Source organism: Dysgonomonas termitidis, from assembly GCF_054657735.1.
Genome location: NZ_BAAHYD010000003.1, coordinates 106,964 through 125,295, shown reverse-complemented (window position 1 = coordinate 125,295; position 18,332 = coordinate 106,964). Strand labels below are relative to the sequence as shown.

General features: G+C 40.9%; 15 protein-coding genes. 5 read left to right on the top strand and 10 right to left on the bottom strand.

The window, feature by feature from the left end; genetic code table 11:
- Positions 1-45 precede the first annotated feature (45 nt).
- The 6 genes from ACYQ3L_RS21710 to gltX form a co-directional block, all read right to left on the bottom strand.
- Positions 46-405: a MarR family winged helix-turn-helix transcriptional regulator gene (locus tag ACYQ3L_RS21710; protein WP_379997527.1), complete on the bottom strand. Its 360-nt coding sequence runs from the start codon at positions 403-405 to the stop codon at positions 46-48.
- Positions 406-672: 267 nt separating this feature from the next.
- Positions 673-1,104 (bottom strand): Dabb family protein, encoded by a 432-nt coding sequence (locus tag ACYQ3L_RS21705; protein ID WP_379997529.1) that lies wholly within the window; start codon positions 1,102-1,104, stop codon positions 673-675.
- Position 1,105: 1 nt separating this feature from the next.
- Positions 1,106-2,293, bottom strand: coding sequence for a C1 family peptidase (locus tag ACYQ3L_RS21700; protein WP_379997531.1), 1,188 nt, complete (start codon positions 2,291-2,293; stop codon positions 1,106-1,108).
- Between the two features lie 31 nt (positions 2,294-2,324).
- Entirely contained in the window at positions 2,325-4,412 is a 2,088-nt protein-coding gene (locus ACYQ3L_RS21695; RefSeq protein ID WP_379997533.1) for an HD family phosphohydrolase, read from the bottom strand.
- A 74-nt stretch (positions 4,413-4,486) separates the two neighbouring features.
- Positions 4,487-5,725, bottom strand: a complete 1,239-nt coding sequence (locus ACYQ3L_RS21690; protein WP_379997535.1) for a 3-deoxy-D-manno-octulosonic acid transferase — start codon at positions 5,723-5,725, stop codon at positions 4,487-4,489.
- 96 nt (positions 5,726-5,821) lie between these two features.
- Positions 5,822-7,336 carry a glutamate--tRNA ligase gene (gene gltX / locus ACYQ3L_RS21685; protein WP_379997537.1) on the bottom strand — a complete coding sequence of 505 codons (1,515 nt, stop codon included), beginning with the start codon at positions 7,334-7,336 and terminating at the stop codon, positions 5,822-5,824.
- Between the two features lie 533 nt (positions 7,337-7,869).
- Between gltX and ACYQ3L_RS21680 the strand changes: the two genes are divergently transcribed.
- The 3 genes from ACYQ3L_RS21680 to ACYQ3L_RS21670 are packed head-to-tail and all read left to right on the top strand — an operon-like array spanning position 7,870 to position 9,193.
- Positions 7,870-8,253 (top strand): DUF6249 domain-containing protein, encoded by a 384-nt coding sequence (locus tag ACYQ3L_RS21680; protein WP_379997539.1) that lies wholly within the window; start codon positions 7,870-7,872, stop codon positions 8,251-8,253.
- Positions 8,254-8,811, top strand: a complete 558-nt coding sequence (locus ACYQ3L_RS21675) for an RNA polymerase sigma factor (RefSeq protein ID WP_379997541.1) — start codon at positions 8,254-8,256, stop codon at positions 8,809-8,811.
- A gap of 40 nt (positions 8,812-8,851) precedes the next feature.
- A complete protein-coding gene (locus ACYQ3L_RS21670; protein ID WP_379997543.1) occupies positions 8,852-9,193 on the top strand; it encodes a hypothetical protein in 342 nt (113 codons plus the stop codon).
- Positions 9,194-9,282: 89 nt separating this feature from the next.
- On the opposite strand, the gene ACYQ3L_RS21665 is transcribed toward ACYQ3L_RS21670, so the two are convergent.
- The 3 genes from ACYQ3L_RS21665 to ACYQ3L_RS21655 form a co-directional block, all read right to left on the bottom strand.
- On the bottom strand, positions 9,283-9,546 hold the full coding sequence (locus tag ACYQ3L_RS21665) for a hypothetical protein (RefSeq protein ID WP_379997545.1): 264 nt from the start codon (positions 9,544-9,546) through the stop codon (positions 9,283-9,285).
- A gap of 295 nt (positions 9,547-9,841) precedes the next feature.
- Positions 9,842-11,302: a tryptophanase gene (locus ACYQ3L_RS21660; protein WP_379997547.1), complete on the bottom strand. Its 1,461-nt coding sequence runs from the start codon at positions 11,300-11,302 to the stop codon at positions 9,842-9,844.
- Positions 11,303-11,369: 67 nt separating this feature from the next.
- Positions 11,370-12,194 carry an IS982 family transposase gene (locus ACYQ3L_RS21655; protein WP_459952367.1) on the bottom strand — a complete coding sequence of 275 codons (825 nt, stop codon included), beginning with the start codon at positions 12,192-12,194 and terminating at the stop codon, positions 11,370-11,372.
- 384 nt (positions 12,195-12,578) lie between these two features.
- On the opposite strand from ACYQ3L_RS21655, the gene ACYQ3L_RS21650 reads away from it, so the two are divergent.
- Positions 12,579-13,400 (top strand): aldo/keto reductase, encoded by an 822-nt coding sequence (locus tag ACYQ3L_RS21650; protein ID WP_379998510.1) that lies wholly within the window; start codon positions 12,579-12,581, stop codon positions 13,398-13,400.
- Positions 13,401-13,457: 57 nt separating this feature from the next.
- Here ACYQ3L_RS21650 and ACYQ3L_RS21645 read toward each other — a convergent pair whose 3' ends face one another.
- On the bottom strand, positions 13,458-16,163 hold the full coding sequence (locus ACYQ3L_RS21645; protein WP_379998512.1) for an outer membrane beta-barrel protein: 2,706 nt from the start codon (positions 16,161-16,163) through the stop codon (positions 13,458-13,460).
- Between the two features lie 600 nt (positions 16,164-16,763).
- On the opposite strand from ACYQ3L_RS21645, the gene ACYQ3L_RS21640 reads away from it, so the two are divergent.
- Positions 16,764-18,299 (top strand): glycine--tRNA ligase, encoded by a 1,536-nt coding sequence (locus tag ACYQ3L_RS21640; protein WP_379998514.1) that lies wholly within the window; start codon positions 16,764-16,766, stop codon positions 18,297-18,299.
- The last annotated feature ends 33 nt before the right edge of the window (positions 18,300-18,332 follow it).

The following is an 18,332-nucleotide window of genomic DNA, read 5'->3' as shown; positions in this document are numbered from 1 at the left end:
TTATGATATAAATATTTGCTATTAGCAATTAATCGATTAAAATTTTTATTCCTGCAAATTTGAAATTAAAGCTGTGAACTCCGAAAAATCCATTCCCTGCGCCTGCATTTCCTTTGTTTTCTGTTTTCCTGATTCCGTCAATGTGAAAATCATCTGGCGTTTATCAGCAGTTCCTATTTCACGGACTATATATCCCTTGCCTTCCACGGTGGTAATGACACGTGACACACGCGAATTAGACAATCCTACAAAGTCACATAACTCGTTAGCCGACCTTGGCTTGCCGTCTTTGAGGCAGCAAAGCAACATTCCTTCGTTGATGGTGATGCCATTAGCTTCTGCAAAACGTTTTTCGAAGTTGTAAAGGGCTTTATATATATCTTTTAATTTACAAATCGGTTCCATTTTATTTATTTGCTAGTACGAAATATTTGTAAAGGAAATATTTTTATTTAGAACAGGCAAATTATCTTAGTTTTTTTATTGAGTCAAAATATTATTGAAATGAAACTATCATAGTACATGACAAAATAAATTATTAAGAATGAATCGTCAGCGTTGTAGAACAAACTCTGATACAAATAAAAACAGGATGAATTCTAAGTTTCCTGTTTTTATTTGCCGGAAACTTAGAATTCATCCTCTTCAAACTATATTATCCTATGATAATCGTTATTCGACGGCGACGAAATCCGCTTCAAGAAAATTGGTTACTTCAGTGTCCCAACGCTCTTTTACAAACTTCACATGCTCAGGATGGCCATTATAGGCCTGATAAGCATCCTGATTGTCGAAAACCATTGAGAAATAGAACTTAAATTCATTCTTGCTGCTGATCTGACGGGATACTTCGAAATTCCTTACCATAGGGAGGGCGCCTAAAATGCGCTGGCCGTCCTGCAAAAATTTTACCGTTTCGGGAGCATCCACATCATATTTCAAATTGAACATGACTGTATGCCGTATATTCCCTTTTTCCAGTTTTGCAAAAATTCCCGGCTGTTCAACGATCAAACTTTCGTTTACCTCATTCTCCTGTTTAGACCTGTTACATGCACAAAACAGAGAAAATACGAACAGAAGTCCTATTATCCTTATTATCATATTATTTCAGAGTAAGTTTTTTAGCAACGCTGGCGGGTAAGGCATTTTTGTGTATCATTACACTCATTGTCTTATACTTTACAAAAGCTTCCGAGGCATACCAGATACCTTTATATGCACCGGCCTCTCCCCAGGAGTTTTTTACCAGATAATACTTACTTCCATTCTGGTCTTTAGCGATACCATATATCTGCATGCCATGATCGTCGGTTGTTTCCTGATTGTCGTACGCTATCTGACGCATTTCCTGCGTGATTACTTTTTCTTTTACAGGTCCTTGTTCTATTTTAGACTTAATGCGGTTATTTTTTTCTGTTTGGGATAGGCCTAACCAGTGTGCCTGGTCTGAACCTACATTCTCAGGCGCTTCATCGTCAGGAATAACGGCCAGTCCGTTACGGGTAAAGCCTATCTCGCTCACATCAGAAGCCCATGCCACTGTATAACCGTTATTCAGGGCATTGTCGATAGTTTGCATCAGTTCATCTATTGGGAGGTTATATGAAAGCGACCAACGCCAGTTATCCGGAATTTCAAGGGCAAACGGAGCATAGAACGGATGATGGGTAAACGAGGTAAGAGATATATAATTACTTGCCTCCAAGCCTAAAGACTGACGCAGCGACCCGGCTGTATATGATTTCCCCTGATATTGGAAATTCTGAGGAACAACTCCGAAATAAGCGTCAAGAATGCCGTTCAGACCCTGTTTCCATACCGGAGATATACGCTTGTTCTTATTTTCATTAATTCCTTTTACATATCCGGAAAGGCCTGCTTCAACTTCCCCGTGCTTATGCATTGTTTCACCATAGTTAAGGCCGGTATAAACCTCATTCGGGAGAACCCCATACTCATTTAATGTTTCTACGACATCGGCAAAAGAACCTCCCTGAGCAAAATTCAGGTTACCTCCCACCCTTACAAACTTGTCCGCCTTGTCTGCATAATTGCGGCGTACAATGTACATCTCCGACAGATCGTGCTCTCCTTTGCCCATGCGGATAACTTCCGATTCGAGGAAGCCCAGTCCGGAAAAACTCCAGCAAGTGCCACTGTTTCCCTGATTCTTGATAGAGGTAATCGGGTTTTCTTTTACTACGGAGAACTGATAGCCTGTTCCCGCGTCCTGGGCATTTATACCCAGAGTCAGCAAAATGAATGCTGATAACACTACTAATTTTTTCATTTATAATTTAGTTTTTACAGTATTAAAATCCTTATTGTTCTATCAACGTTTCATCATTCTGCTTCTTCAATTCGGGATACGCTACACGCATATGGCGCATACTTACCAGTTTTTCGGAAAACACCTCTTTTGCCAGTTCTATATCTTTGAATGTGATAGGCGCATTTTTGAAAAGCCCGTCGGCTACCTGCGAATCGACAAGTCTGTTGACCAGTTCGCTGATCGCTTCTTTGCTGTTGTCTTTCAAACTGCGTGATGCGGCCTCTATGGTATCAGCCATCATCAGCAAGGCCGTTTCCCGGGTAAAAGGATTTGGGCCCGGATAAGTGAAGTCGGCTTCGTCTGTATCTTCATCCGGATGACTATTTACATACGAATTATAGAAATACTTAGCCTTTCCTTTCCCGTGATGTGTTTGTATGAAGTCTATTATCTGCTGTGGCAGGTTATTTTTTTTCGCTATCTTCACTCCTTCGGCAACATGTCCGATAATAATGCGGGCACTTTCTTTTTCTGTAAGACCTGCATGCGGATCAATTCCCTCAACCTGGTTTTCGGTGAAGAAAATAGGGTTCACCATCTTGCCAATATCGTGATAAAGAGCCCCTGTGCGGACAAGAGTCGCATTTGCCCCTATACGGTGTGCCGCCGAAACCACCAATGTGGACACCTGCATCGAGTGCTGAAATGTACCCGGAGCTACTTCCGATAGTTCCTGCAATAATGGTCTGTTGGTATTCGATAATTCTATCATACTTACTTCGGAGATGAAGCCGAATACGCGCTCGCACATATAGACTAACAGATAAGCAAACGATACAAATACAAAATTGATACAGAAATAGATATACATCCTCCCGTTTTCGATCAAAAGCGACGGGTCTCCCTCTGTACAGAGAACCCACGCGGTATATGCAACAACATATGTCAGCAAAATAAGGATGGAGCAATATACGAGCTGGGAACGCTCCGAAAGGTTTCTCAGACTGAATATGCACATATAGCCTATCATCACCTGAATGACGATAAACTGGGCCATCTGAGCCAATGGGAGCATCAGAGCACAGATGAGTACCGTAATCATATGCGTGGTCATAGCTGTCCGTGAATCTATAAATGTACGGATCAGTATGGTAGGGATGGCAAACGGAACCAGATACATCAGGCTGAACATCTTCGTATCGGCCATCAGACCGGTGATAATAGGAAAGATACCGACCATTATCAGAATAAAGATGATATTCTTCCGGTTGTTATACTCATGCAACCTGTAAAATTTGAGATATATCATCAGCGATATCAGGAACAGGGACAACATTACCAGTTCGCCGAACATCAGCCAGCCGGGCTTGGACTTTGTCCCCACTTTGCTTTCTACCTCCCTGTTGTAAGAATCGAGGATATTCTTTGTGCGGGCATCGACAATTTCGCCGCGGTCTATTATTTTCTCGCCTGATTGTACTTCTCCCTCGTATAATGCCACCTGTTTGAGCAACTCTTCTTTCTCTTTCTGCGAACGGCTTTCGTCATACAATATATTTACATTCAGGTAGTCATTCAGGTTTATGGCCCTCAGATGCGTAATATCCAGACTCGAAGGCGCATCCTGGATGATTTTTTCATAGGCCTGTCTGGGAGTATAGAAAGATGCAAGATGGCGTGTACTGGCGACATTGTTATCATTCACCAGTTGCAATTGCTTTTTGTTGAGCTGCTGGACTTTATCATAATCCTCCGCAGATATTATACCTGCCTTATATACTTCGCTGAGCTTGCGGCTTATATAACTGATATATTCGGATGAGATGCTTTTTGCCGTCGCATCCTGTGAAAATTGTATAATCGTCTTCTTCGATATGTCCGAACTCGGAAGATAATATGGCTGATAAGACTGCATTATACTGTCTTTCTCTCCTTGTACCTGCTTATCGGATTTATGAATATGGAAATTGAAGGGGGCTGTCAGTAAACCATACTGCCAGGGTCTGTTTTCGGTATATGAATACTTATACTTGCCTTCACGGGGCAAGAAATACCAGATGACCAGGATGGTCACTATAAAAAATACAGGGGTAGGTATCTTAATCTTGGAATTGAATATCTTACTTATTTGCGCCATAACACTATGGTTTAGAATACAAATCTACAAGAATATTTTTTATTAGAAGAAAAATATACCCGAAAACGGAAAGTTCAAAGTTTGAGGACATTCATCACCCTGTCCACAACCCCGCTATTGGAACGTACATAATCGGCGGCATGCTTTCCGGCAGCATTCAGCGTTTCGTCATATTGGATAAACTCATCCATCAAGCCCCTGAATGACTGGTTATCAGCGATAGAGTAACCACCTCCCTGCTCACGAAGTCCCTGTGCTTCACGGAATTTCTTGAAGTTAGGGCCGAATATAACAGGAATACCATAAACGGCAGCCTCAAGCACATTGTGTATCCCTACACCAAAACCACCACCCACATATACAATCTGCCCGTAGCGGTAGACAGAAGACAGCAATCCCATACAGTCGATAATAAGACAATCGTAATCGGCCATCATTTCGGGAATAGCGTTCGAATAACGGATGTAGGGCCGCTGAAGATTACTCTCTATATATTTCAGATGAGCTTCATTTATTTCGTGTGGCGCGATTATCATTTTCAGGTCGGTAGTCATATTGAAATATGGCATTATCACATCTTCATCTTTTGGCCACGAACTGCCTGTTACCAGTATTTTCTCTCCTTCGGCAGAAGCCTTTTTGGCGAATGCTTCGACAATATTCAGATGTTTTGCCTGTCGCTTTATATCCAGCACCCTGTCGAAGCGGGTGTCGCCACAGACTTCAACGTTTGTGACTTTTATATTCCGCAACAATTCGGCCGAATTTGTATCCTGCACACAAATACATTCATATTTCTTCAACAGCTTGCGCATATCCATTCCGTACCATTTGAAGAAAATCTGTGAGGAACGGAAGATAGCCGAAACCATATAGATAGGTATTCCCTGCTTGTGAAGAGTATTTACAAAGTTGTACCAAAACTCGTATTTAATAAAAATAGCTGTTTCGGGCTTCACCAGTTTCAGGAACTTCTTTACATTACGCCTTTTATCGAATGGCAGATAACAAACGATATCGGCCAACGGATAATTTTTACGCATTTCGTATCCTGACGGCGAGAAGAATGTAAGCAATATCTTATATTCCGGATTGTTACGCTTCACCTCTTCGATGATCGGGCGACCCTGCTCAAATTCGCCTGACGAAGCAGCATGGAACCAAATATATTTTGCCGTAGGGTCAACTTTTTCTTTGAGTATCTTATATGTTTGCTTATGTCCTACTATCATTTTCCGTGCCTTTTTGTGGAAAGGGGAAATAATGCGGACTATAAATGCATACAGGTATATGGCGAAATTATAAAAAAACATGGCTATGATTTTTTATGGTCACTGACCTATTTATCTCTTTCATATGTATAACAGTAATGGTTAGCTGTAAAGATATTCCGGAGGAACACTCCTCTGTTACTTAATGTCCTGAACGGCCCTCCGAATGCGGGCGATAGTCTCGTCCTTACCAATAGCCGCCGTTATATCAAACATATGCGGACCTTTCGATTCGCCTACAACAGCCAAACGAAAAGCATTCATTACATTGCCCAGATGGTAACCTTTCGATTCGATCCATGCCTTTACGATTTCTTCCTGATTATAGGCGGAAAAATCATCTATATCCTTCAATACATCTGCCAGCTCTGTCATTTGCGCGGAAGAATCTTCCTTCCAGCGTTTTTTCACCACCTTTTCATCGTATGAAACCGGTGCAACGAAGAAGAAGAAGGATTGGTCCCACAACTCTTTCACAAAGCTTACCCGCTCTTTAACCAGTCCCACCACTGTTTCTACATAGTCGAGAGTAACATCCACTCCTTTCTCTTCCAGAATGGGATAATATATATTGGCAATTTCGGCGTTCGGGCGCAATTGTATATACTGATGATTGAACCACTTGCCTTTTTCATAATCGAATTTGGCCCCGCTTTTGCTACATTTTTCAAGGGAGAAAAGCTGCACGAGTTCATCCATAGACATTATCTCCTGATCGTTACCCGGATTCCAGCCTAAGAGCGCAAGGAAATTAATAACGGCTTCGGGCAAATAACCGCTTTCGCGATAACCGGAAGAGATCTCTCCTGTTTTCGGATCTTTCCATTCCAACGGGAATACAGGGAATCCCAGGCGATCCCCGTCACGCTTGCTCAATTTACCGTTTCCTTCGGGTTTAAGCAATAACGGCAGATGGGCAAACTGCGGCATAGTGGCCTCCCATCCGAAAGCTTTATACAAAAGCACATGTAAAGGAGCCGAAGGCAACCACTCTTCGCCACGGATGACGTGGGTGATTTCCATCAGGTGGTCATCGACAATATTTGCCAGATGATATGTAGGCAGATTATCGGCTGACTTAAACAATACTTTATCGTCGAGCACCGAAGAATTATATTTTACCTCGCCGCGGATAAGGTCATTAACTATCACTTCCTGATTCGCTTCAATCCTGAAACGGACAACGTACTGACTACCGGCGTCTATCAGTGACTCCACTTCCTCCCTGCTCAGAGTCAATGAGTTCCTCATTTCACCACGGGTAGACGCATCGTATTGGAAATTGGCTACCGCCGCACGTTTAGCTTCAAGTTCCTCAGGAGTATCGAAAGCAATATAAGCGGCACCTTTATCCAATAATACATCGACATATCTACGGTATATCTCTTTCCTGTCCGACTGACGATACGGAGCATAGGCCCCTCCGACATGCGTACCCTCATCAAACTTCAGTCCGAGCCACGTAAGAGCTTCTATTATATATTCTTCGGCTCCGGGAACAAAACGTTGGGAATCGGTATCTTCGATACGGAGAACAAAGTCTCCGCCGTGCTTTTTAGCAAACAGGTAATTGTATAATGCCGTGCGTACACCTCCAATATGCAATGGGCCTGTAGGGCTGGGTGCAAAGCGTACCCGTACTTTCTGAGACATATCTTATAGTTTAAATCAAGGCTACAAAAGTATATAAAATAAGTGAAAAACGAATTAGCTGTATATGATTTATCATTTTGAAAATAATTTATCAATATGTAAAAGCTGTCAGCCATCGGTGTTTATAAATAATGCGAATCAGTAGCTAAGTTTTAATGCTGGATTGTTTTTATACAGTAATAACAACATCCCTTTGCTGCCGTGCGAGTTTTCCGCGTGGTATTTCAAGCCACACGATACAATCCTACGGCAGTGCGGGCAGGCTCGAACCGAATGATAAAAGTTTTTACAAAGAATGCTTGTATGATCAAAAATGAGCATATGTCAGGTTTTAACAATTAATAGATATATCTTTAAATCCAAATCAAAGAAAGACGCCAACACATACATATATACAATATATTGGTTAACAGCAAATTATACAAAAAGGCATTTTTTTTTGAAAAATATTTTCAAAAATCTGTAACCGAACACAATGCCGTGTAGTCATATATTCGGAAACAGATTAATAACAATATAAAAAATTAGAAATTATGGACTTTATGCACAACATTATACCCATTGTGGCTATTCTTTCTTCAGTAGCGCTCCCTATAGGCTTCGGTATGTTTCTTGGCCTGAAATCGATCGCCTCGAAACACAAGGAACGTATGGAATTGATTAAACAAGGCATTATTCCGCCGGATCAGAGAAAACCTACTCCAAACAAATACAGGTCGCTACGGAACGGTATCCTTTGCATCGGAATCGCGCTGGGGCTAATTATCGCCCTGATTATATCCAAGACTATGAATCTCAGTGAAGACCAGGCCTTCTGGGTAGTCGGTTCCGGAGTATTATTATTCCTCGGATTAGCCTATGTAACATTCTACATGCTGGTAAAAGACAAAAAAGAATTTGACGACGACGCTGAATAAATGAACGAAAAGCAACAGATACACAAAGTACTGAAGGGGGATAGTTCCGCCTTCGGCTACTTTGTAGATACCTATCAGGACATGGCTGTCACTATAGCCTTCCGTGTCTGCGGAAACAAGCAGGATGCGGAAGATATAGTGCAGAACGCCTTTGTCAAAGCTTTTCACAATTTGCATACATTCAGGTCCGACAGTAAATTCTCCACATGGTTTTACCGTATAGTCTACAACACTGCCGTCACCGAAACGAGAGGCAGTGCATATAGCACCGAATTTGTCGATTATAAACAAATCGATATGAACGACTCCTACTCCGATATGGACACTATGGCTCAGGTGGAAGAGAATGAGAGGAAAGAACTTGTCAATAAAGCGATGGAACGCATGCCTAAAGACGAAGCTGTGATACTTACTTTATACTATCTGGAAGATAACTCCGTAAAAGATATTGTACAAATAACGGGACTGACTGATGCGAATATAAAGGTCAAGCTGCACCGGGCGCGAAAGCGATTCGCCGATACTATAAACCTGCTGATGAGACATGAATGTGCCTGATAAAAAACTTTTTATATATTTGAATGATAAAAACAACGATATGCAAGATGATAAAATAAAGGACCTTCTGTCGGGCACAAAGATGAAAGCCGGAGAGAATCTGAAATACAGAATCATGCAACAGATAGAAACGGAGAAGGCTTTGGTGCCGAAAAGGAGTGTGAGTTCCCGCCCCGTTATAAAAAATATGCTTACTGTTTTCGGTGTTATGTATGCTCTCATTGCCATTGTAGGGCTGGCAGTGTATTCTACATCGGGACAAAGCGGATTGAGTTCGGCTACTTTTCTCGTGCCTGTGATACTTATATCCTCTGTTTGCAGCATGTTCTGGATGATTTCTCTTTATGACGACCGCAGACGGAATAAGCACAGAGCCAAATAATAGGCGGACAATAAAAACGGCCTCAATTAATTGAGACCGTTTCCTTGTGTATACTAGTGAGGTATTTTAATATGTAAATATTCTTTCGTTTATTTCTTTACTTCACTTTTTACTTTTTTTGCTTCTGATTTAACAGCCTTTGCATCTGATTTCACATCAGCTTTTGCAGCCTTTGCATCGCTTTTTAGAGCTTTAGTCTCTTTTTTTGCAGTTTTTTCAGCAGCTTTCACTTCAGTTTTAGCTTCTTTTTTCACTTTGGATGCTTCTGATTTTGGAGTAACATTTTGAGCCATTACACTAGTAGACGCAATTAACGCGATTGCCATTACACTTGAAAGAATAATCTTTTTCATAATTTTTTGTCAATTAAAAAAGTTAAACATGTTGTTTAAATACGGAGCAAATGTATATCTGATTTCAGATTAGCCGCTGTTAATCCGCGTTAAAAAAAACGGCTCTATGTGTAAGGTTTATTAAGGATTATTTACTTCGTTTAAATAGTGTCTCAGCGCTTGTTTTAGGACAAAAAATATATCCGGATTTTACAGTTTTATTTATGTATTTATTAATTTAAGATTTATTAGTATCAAAATGGCAGAAAACAGAAAAAGGGCCCGAAAATTATCGAACCCCCTTCCCATATATTATCTACAAACTATCTCCGAAATCTTCCTTGAATTTCTCCAGTAGCCTTTGCGGCCAATCGCTCACCGGTTCGAGTCCACCCATAAAGAAGCGCAGCACAGGTGGTTCGTACACAAATCTAAGGCCTCCTATCAGGTGACGGTTTTCGTAGAGCCATGTCATGCGGTCCTCTACATATTTGATTTGAGAAAGGGTGAATACACGACGAGGAACAGCCAGACGCAACAATTCCATATCAGCATATGTCTCATTGCCATATTCATCGCGCTGATTAGACACTGATCCCCGCTCCATACCGCGAATCCCGGAGATAAGGAAGAACGCAGCAGCAAGCGATCCTGCCGGGTACTCCGTCTGGGGAATGTGGGAACAGATCTCCATGGCGTTCACATGGCAGCCAAGTACTCCCGCAGGCGTTACCACAGGGATACCTTTAGCGTCGAGTGCATTTACTAAATAAGCGATAAACTGAGGGCTCTGGCAAATCATACTTTCATCCAGTGTTTCGTACAAGCCCACTGCGATCGCTTCTATTTCGCGGACCGACATACCTCCATAGGTAAGGAACCCTTCGAATAAAGGCACCAACGGTTCCAGTTCTTTGAATATCGCATGGTTATTGGTACAGATCCCGCCTCCGCGGGATGAACTCAATTTACGGGCCGAGAAGTAAACAAGATCGGCGAGACCTGTCATACAAAGTATGATTTCGGCCATAGAGCTATTCTTAAATTCTTCTTCCCGTTGTTTCACCAACCATGCGTTTTCACCTAGCAAACTGGCATCCAATACAAGCTTGATTCCATATTTATCGGCAATAGCGCGAACTCTGCGCAGATTCTCTATAGAAAAAGGTTGCCCGCCAATCAGGTTTGTGGAAGCCTCCATACGGATGTAGGGTATATTTGCCGCACCATGCTTTGTAATACATTTCTCCAGCTTTTCCAGATTCATATTCCCTTTGAAAGGATGCTTACTGTTTATTACATATGCTTCGTCATACAACAATTCCTCTATCTTACCTCCATATTGGGTAATATGCGCCATTGCCGTTGTGAAGTGGTAGTTCATCGGTACGATACTACCCTTACGGATAAAGGCATTTGAGATAATATTTTCGGCAGCGCGTCCCTGATGCACCGGCAACAGGTATTTCTTACCGAGAACATCTTCAACAGCTTTCTGGTAACGTACAAAACTCTGTGAACCGGCATAAGCATCGTCGGCAATCATCATGGCTCCCATTTGACGGTCGCTCATCGCGTTTGTTCCGCTGTCGGTAAGCATATCGAGGAATACATCTTTTGTATCGAGCCTGAATGTATTAAATCCGGCTTCGCATAATGCTTCCAAACGACGTTCGATAGGAACTAAATGTAATTTCTGTACTATCCGTACTTTGTGCAACTCCAGTGGAATATCTTCTCCACCGTAGAATTTGATTTTAGCAGAATTGTCTGACATGATATTAGTTTATATAGTATGTTAAAATAGATAATGCAAGATATAAATAATTAATTTAAGTTGCTATTTATAGATTGTAAATTTTATCAAAAGTATATCCCCAAATGAAAGCAATAAGTTTAATCAAGAACCCCTTTTGAGTGACGGCATGAATTTTCTTAGGCAAATACTTGGTAATATCACTAAAAGCTGTTTCAATCCGCTTTCTGTGAATAGATATCAGATATTCCATACACGGATTATGCGGCTTTGTGGAATTACTTTTCCTGGCAGCTTTCAGATAAATATTATTATCGGCCAGCATGTCTTCAAGCAAATAATCAGTGTAAGCGGAATCAGCCAGAAGTTGACTTCCATCAGGCAGGTTGACCGGCAATTGTTTTATACCGTCAATATCATGGATTCCGCCTGCTGTAAAGGTAAATTCTACGGGAATACCATCCGAAGTAACTATCATATGAACTTTAAAACCATAAAAATAAACACGTTTGGAAGCACATTTACCTCGGTATTGTTCCCCTTTGACAATCCTGGATCTACTTATGCGTATATTATGGCAGACCTCTACAGGAAAGCTATCGATGCTATAAGTTGTCTCAAGGCTCATACCCTTTATTGCCTGGCCTGTATAGAAAAAGAGTTGGCTAAGAAATTCTCCTATATTGTGCAACCTGCGGTTGAAGCGGCTTTTGCCAAGCATACGAGGCATCAATCCGGTAGAACGGACAAAACAGATGGATTTCTCTATATTGCCTGCAAAATACTGGGCGGCAATCAGAACTACCGTAATGATTTCCGCATCACTGGTCTTACGGCTCTCAGGCTCTTTGTGGTTCATCGATTTCAATATATCATCAAAAAATACGTATATTGCAATGGTTTTTGTAACCATGGTCAGTCCTTTTTTGTGTGTTAGCACCGCAAAGTTAAGGGATTGACCTTTTTTATTGGATAATTCTATAAATAGCAACTTGAATTAATTATTCAATAAGCAACAGAATTGTGAGTTAGATAATAAAAATTTACATAACAATAGATTTTAGCTGTCTTTTTGTTAATATTCATTTTATAAAGCATCATCTTGCGAAGGCGATAGGATCAGAATAACAACACCTTTTACAGTTAACAACGCACCTGCCTACCCGTCTGCACATTACTTATTTCAATATCTCAAAGAGTTAAAAGCCATATTTATATAGATAAAATTATCTAAACTTAATCACAGTTTAAATTGTTAAATTAATATCACGGTCAATAATCTATAAATAGAAAAGCAATGGAAAAAGTAAAACTGAATAATGGTGTACAAATGCCATGGATTGGTCTTGGCGTATTCCGCATCGAGGATAACAACGAGGCGCAAAGAGTAGTAGAAACCGCGCTAAAGGTCGGATACAGGCATATTGACACAGCTATGTATTATCACAACGAAGAAGCAGTAGGCAAAGCAATCAAGAATTCAGGTATTCCACGGGAAGAAATTTTCGTCACCACTAAAATGTGGAATGCCGACCAACGGAGTGGAAAAGTAAAGGAAGCTTTCGAAGCGAGTCTGAAAAGGCTCAATCTGGATTATCTGGACTTATATCTGATACACTGGCCAGTAGAGGGCAGGTTCGTTGAAACATGGAAAAAATTTGAAGAAATCTACCAGAGCGGAAAAGTAAAAGCCATCGGAGTAAGTAATTTCAAGCAACATCAACTGGAAATTTTATTGCAGGAAACAACTATAGTACCAGCTATAAATCAGATAGAACTACATCCTTACCTGATACAGCAAAGTGATTTGGATTTCTGCAAGAAAGCAGGCATTCAGACTGAAGCGTGGAGCCAGTTCGCTGCAAATCAGACAGGTTTGTTCGAAGAAAAAATATTAGCCGACCTGGCAGCTAAACATTCGAAGTCTCCTGCTCAGATTATCCTTCGCTGGGACTATCAGAGAGGGGTGGTTACAATACCAAAATCAGCCAATGAAAAAAGAATGGCTCAAAATCTCGATATATTCGACTTTGAACTGGCGGATGAAGACATCAAGGCAATTAACTCATTGAATAAGAATATGCGCATCGGCCCCGACCCCGATCATGTCGACTTTTAAGAGAATATAAGCCCCCTCTGATCCGGACCGATCAGAGGGGCTTTTGTATATCTTATGTTAATAATAGCCGCCTTCATATACTTCTTCTCCTTCATCTGAACTCTTTTTCCCTTTAATTATATTGAATTTATAGGAGAAGGTCACCAGAAAATACTGGTTGATTGTGTTTGTCCGTGAATCGGACATATAGTTACCGCTCACATAACGGGTAATATTGTTCCTGTCGTTAAGTATATCAAAAACCTGCGCTTTAATCGTACCCTTTTTCTTCCTCAGGAATTGTTTCGATATGGATGCATTCCATAATACCTCACTATTCTTAAAATCATCTTCATACCCCGAATAATAAGAAAAACTGAGGCTGCTGGTAATGGCAAAATCGTAAGGAAGATGCCACATGGCAAAATGATTGAGTGTATAATTCGTCGTATTCCTGTCCTGCAAATCGGTCAGGTTATTCCTTGTCATATTATAAGATATGCCTGCACGCAGAGTTGTTTCGAATTTATCATTCTTAAATCTGGCCGACACCTGTTCTGCCAGTACCACATTATGAGTTATGGCTTTTTCGCCGTTAGTATAGCCGATGTTCTTGTAGTAATTGCCTGTAGAATTGTTGGTAACAGTGAATTTCTTATTCTTTAAAGGTGTATTGTACATGAAATTTACGTTGGCACCCATATTTCCACTTACATTCCTGTATGTATTGGTACTGTTCCCCTGTTCGTCTATCAGGGTATAGTCCACAATATTGTTGAATGTATAATTAAATCCGGCCATAAGCATCAGGAAACGGCTCGTCTCGTAATCCGATTTCTGATAAAAGACATTTAAATTATTACTGTAGCTGGGTTTCAGATTAGGGTTGCCGTAATATTTCGACAAGGCATTTACAATGACCGTATCAGCTGATAACTGGCTGATCCCGGGCTGGCTTGTAGAACCCGAATAATTAAAATCTATATTTGTCCTTTCATCCGGAGTATATGAAAAATTGAGGCTTGGAGAAAAGTTCACCACACTCTGCCTCAGATTTTCGATGATAGAATCACCAAGGCTGATTTTACTGCGGGAATGCGAAGGGTCTACGCTAAAACCAATAGTGTATCTGTATTTCTCTTTTGTCGCCTGGAAGTTAAGGCTGACATTCTGGTTTATATATGTATTGTCAGTGTTCCGGGCATAAGCCGAATCTATAATCGTATAATTACCTTCCCCGTCCTTCTTGCGTACGTCACGTATCCGTTCCGAGCCATTCAGGCCGTAGGAATAGGAAAGTTGCAGGCGGTAATCTTTCCCAAGCGGCTCCACATAAGACATGGATATGTTATAGCTGTTTGTTTTATTATCAGTATTTGTCCGTTGATCTATTATTTTGTCTTCTGTCTCTCCGGTATAAGTTGTGTGGGAATAATTCGTCCCTTTACTGTTATCTTTTCGCAACGAGTTATTAAAAGACAAGCTGACCGTCCTCCCTTTATTATTCAGTTTACGGCCGATAGTGAAATAATTATTCAGACTGTATCCGTCTCCTTTCGACCGATTTACAGACTGTCCCGAAGTGGTATCTTTGTCTGCCACATAGGAAAAATTCGTCGATACCTGATCACTACCTGTATTATTGAAACTGACATACGAGCGGGCAAAAACGGTGGTCAGGCTATCGGGTTTCCACTGTATATTCATTCCTATATTCGTATTTTCGCGCATGTTGGACGATGACATATTCTGTTTTGCAAGGCGGTCGCCTGTGGAAAGGAATGTTTGAGTATTCGTCTTGGTTTCCATCAGGTTCTCGTTGTTCGAATACCTTACATTTCCGCCTATTTTGAATTTCTCCGAGACTTGCATATAAGCATTCACACCCACATTCTTATTCTTATCTATGCCATTGTCCATCCCCGACATATATTCATCATCACTCACATTATTCATATCCCCCACAAAGGAAAGCTGATTATCGCCCCGCATATGGTTTACCAGTACCTTATTGGCGTATTTATCGTCACTGCCATATCCTCCTTTGATATCGCCGAAAGTGCTTTGCTTCAGTTCTTCTTTTACGACCAGATTAAGCACCTGTTCGGGATCTTTATCCCTGAATCCTGTTACTTTTGCCGTCTCGGATTGTTCTTTATACAATTGCAGCTTCTTTATCATATTGGCAGGCAGGTTGGCGAGAGCCATCGGTATATCGTTTCCGAAAAACTCTTTACCGTCTACCAGTATCTTATTTATAGTTTTACCATTGGCTGTTATATTCCCGTTCGCATCTACCTCCACTCCGGGGATATTCTTTAACATATCCTGCAACATATCACTTTCCTGTGAGGTATATGAACCCGCATTGTATTCTATTGTATCTCCTTTTACCAGAATGTTGGGAACTTTTGCTTCTACTACGGCAGGGCCCAATTCAATTGTATTTTCCTCCAAATAGATATCTCCTGCCGCATAATCCGGGCTTTTTGCAGTAGTATTAAAGTTTTGTAAAAAAGTCTTATAACCTATAAATGAGACCTCCAGCATATATTTGCCCGGAGATGCCAAAAGCCTGAACTTTCCTTTTTCGCTAGACGCCACACCTTGTATATAAACGCTATCTGACTGATTTAACAGGCGAATAGTCGCTGAAACGATCGGCTCTTTTGTTTTTTCGTCATATACAGTGCCTTGTATATATCCCCTGACATCTCTCTTCCCTGTCTGCGAAACAGAAGTGAGACTTATTACAAACAGCAGGAATAAATACAAATACCTCATTAATATTCTATTTTATATAAAAAACGAAGGTAACGCTTTTTTTAGTATTTCTCTATAGAGTGTTAAACATGGAAAATTCACTAAAGTGCATTGTAGAAAATTTTATTTATTTCTATTCTCTCTGGTCTGGCGCTTAATCAAATTTATATTTATTAACCATGCAATGTTAAAACCTGACAATCCTGACATATTTTTCACTATTTTTATTCTGTCATTTTTGCATTCGTTAACTATATATGGTTAAAAAGTAACAAAGGTAACAGATATGTCAGTAAACAGTAAACAGTCATTAGTTAACAACTTGTATCTCGTATCTTGTTTACTTGTAACTCGTAACTGCCCGAAGGGCGAAGAAATAACATTCGCCGAAGCGAAGGCGAGGCAAACTCGTAACTGCTTTAATCAACACTTCAAAGAGCTATAAGCTAATAGCTAACGGCTAATAGCTTATTATATAGATAAACTTTTTTAAAAAGATTAAATTTCGTGTGGTTTCCCTAATAAGTGATATGGCACCCCCTCCTATATCAAAAAAAAGTGTTTACTTTGTGCAACTTATTCAATTACATATAAAACAAACATAAAACGAGTTGAAGGGATATGTCAGAAGATATTTTTAAGAAGATAGTTTCACACTGCAAAGAGTATGGTTTTGTATTTCAGTCCAGTGAAATATACGATGGATTAAGTGCCGTGTACGATTACGGGCAAATGGGTGTGGAGCTGAAAAATAATATCAAGAAATACTGGTGGGACAGTATGGTACTGCTCAACGAAAATGTAGTAGGTATCGACTCCGCTATCTTTATGCACCCTACCATCTGGAAAGCTTCGGGGCATGTGGATGCTTTCAACGACCCTTTGATTGACAACAAGGACAGCAAAAAACGTTATCGTGCCGATGTACTGATAGAAGAGTACATGGCAAAGATCGACGACAAAATAAATAAAGAAGTAGAAAAAGCGGCTAAAAGATTCGGTGACAGCTTCGATGAAGCCATGTTTCGCCAGACAAACCCGCGTATACTGGAAAACCAGGCAAAACGCGACGAGGTACATACCCGCTTCGCAAAAGCATTGAACGACAGCAACCTGGAAGAGCTTCGCCAGATTATCATCGATTGCGAAATCGTAGACCCGATCAGCGGAACACGTAACTGGACCGATGTGCGCCAGTTCAACCTGATGTTTGCCACCGAAATGGGTTCTACCGCTGATGGCGCAATGAAAGTATACCTGCGCCCCGAAACGGCACAGGGTATTTTCGTAAACTTCCTGAATGTACAGAAGACAGGACGGATGAAGATACCGTTTGGTATAGCTCAGATAGGTAAGGCATTCCGCAACGAGATAGTTGCGCGGCAGTTTATTTTCCGCATGCGCGAATTTGAACAGATGGAAATGCAGTTCTTTGTTCGTCCGGGAGAAGAGCTGGAATGGTTTGCCAAATGGAAAGAAACACGTATGAAGTGGCACAAGGCGCTTGGATACGGGGATAACAAATACCGTTTCCACGACCATGACAAGCTCGCTCACTATGCAAATTCAGCTACCGACATCGAATTTGAGATGCCGTTCGGGTTCAAGGAAGTAGAGGGTATTCATTCCCGTACCGACTTCGACTTGAGCAGTCATGAACAATATTCAGGTAAAAAATTACAATATTTCGACCCCGAACTCAATAAATCGTATACACCTTACGTTATTGAAACATCAATCGGTGTCGACCGCATGTTTTTATCCACTATGTCAGCAGCATATTGCGAAGAAGAACTGGAAGGCGGAGAAAGCCGCGTGGTATTGAAACTACCGGCAGCATTAGCTCCAATCAAGCTGGCTGTACTGCCTTTGATAAAGAAAGACGGACTGCCGGAGAAGGCCCAGGAAATAATCGATAATTTGAAATTCGATTTCAAATGTCAGTATGACGAAAAAGACAGTATCGGTAAACGTTACCGCCGTCAGGATGCTATTGGAACTCCTTATTGCGTAACGGTAGACCACCAATCGCTGGAGGATAATACAGTTACAATCCGCTATCGCGACACTATGGAACAGGAGCGCGTAGCCATAGACAAACTGGCTGATATAATAGCCGACAAAGTAAGTATGAAGAACTTATTGAAAACAATATAAAATAATTATGGGTTATAAATTATAAGTGATGAA

Excerpts from the sequence above, each read along its gene's own strand:
- ACYQ3L_RS21710 (WP_379997527.1), bottom strand. The coding sequence starts at position 405 with ATGGAACCGATTTGTAAATTAAAAGATATATATAAAGCCCTTTACAAC.
- ACYQ3L_RS21705 (WP_379997529.1), bottom strand. The coding sequence starts at position 1,104 with ATGATAATAAGGATAATAGGACTTCTGTTCGTATTTTCTCTGTTTTGT.
- ACYQ3L_RS21700 (WP_379997531.1), bottom strand. The coding sequence starts at position 2,293 with ATGAAAAAATTAGTAGTGTTATCAGCATTCATTTTGCTGACTCTGGGT.
- ACYQ3L_RS21695 (WP_379997533.1), bottom strand. The coding sequence starts at position 4,412 with ATGGCGCAAATAAGTAAGATATTCAATTCCAAGATTAAGATACCTACC.
- ACYQ3L_RS21690 (WP_379997535.1), bottom strand. The coding sequence starts at position 5,725 with ATGTTTTTTTATAATTTCGCCATATACCTGTATGCATTTATAGTCCGC.
- gltX (WP_379997537.1), bottom strand. The coding sequence starts at position 7,336 with ATGTCTCAGAAAGTACGGGTACGCTTTGCACCCAGCCCTACAGGCCCA.
- ACYQ3L_RS21680 (WP_379997539.1), top strand. The coding sequence starts at position 7,870 with ATGGACTTTATGCACAACATTATACCCATTGTGGCTATTCTTTCTTCA.
- ACYQ3L_RS21675 (WP_379997541.1), top strand. The coding sequence starts at position 8,254 with ATGAACGAAAAGCAACAGATACACAAAGTACTGAAGGGGGATAGTTCC.
- ACYQ3L_RS21670 (WP_379997543.1), top strand. The coding sequence starts at position 8,852 with ATGCAAGATGATAAAATAAAGGACCTTCTGTCGGGCACAAAGATGAAA.
- ACYQ3L_RS21665 (WP_379997545.1), bottom strand. The coding sequence starts at position 9,546 with ATGAAAAAGATTATTCTTTCAAGTGTAATGGCAATCGCGTTAATTGCG.
- ACYQ3L_RS21660 (WP_379997547.1), bottom strand. The coding sequence starts at position 11,302 with ATGTCAGACAATTCTGCTAAAATCAAATTCTACGGTGGAGAAGATATT.
- ACYQ3L_RS21655 (WP_459952367.1), bottom strand. The coding sequence starts at position 12,194 with ATGGTTACAAAAACCATTGCAATATACGTATTTTTTGATGATATATTG.
- ACYQ3L_RS21650 (WP_379998510.1), top strand. The coding sequence starts at position 12,579 with ATGGAAAAAGTAAAACTGAATAATGGTGTACAAATGCCATGGATTGGT.
- ACYQ3L_RS21645 (WP_379998512.1), bottom strand. The coding sequence starts at position 16,163 with ATGAGGTATTTGTATTTATTCCTGCTGTTTGTAATAAGTCTCACTTCT.
- ACYQ3L_RS21640 (WP_379998514.1), top strand. The coding sequence starts at position 16,764 with ATGTCAGAAGATATTTTTAAGAAGATAGTTTCACACTGCAAAGAGTAT.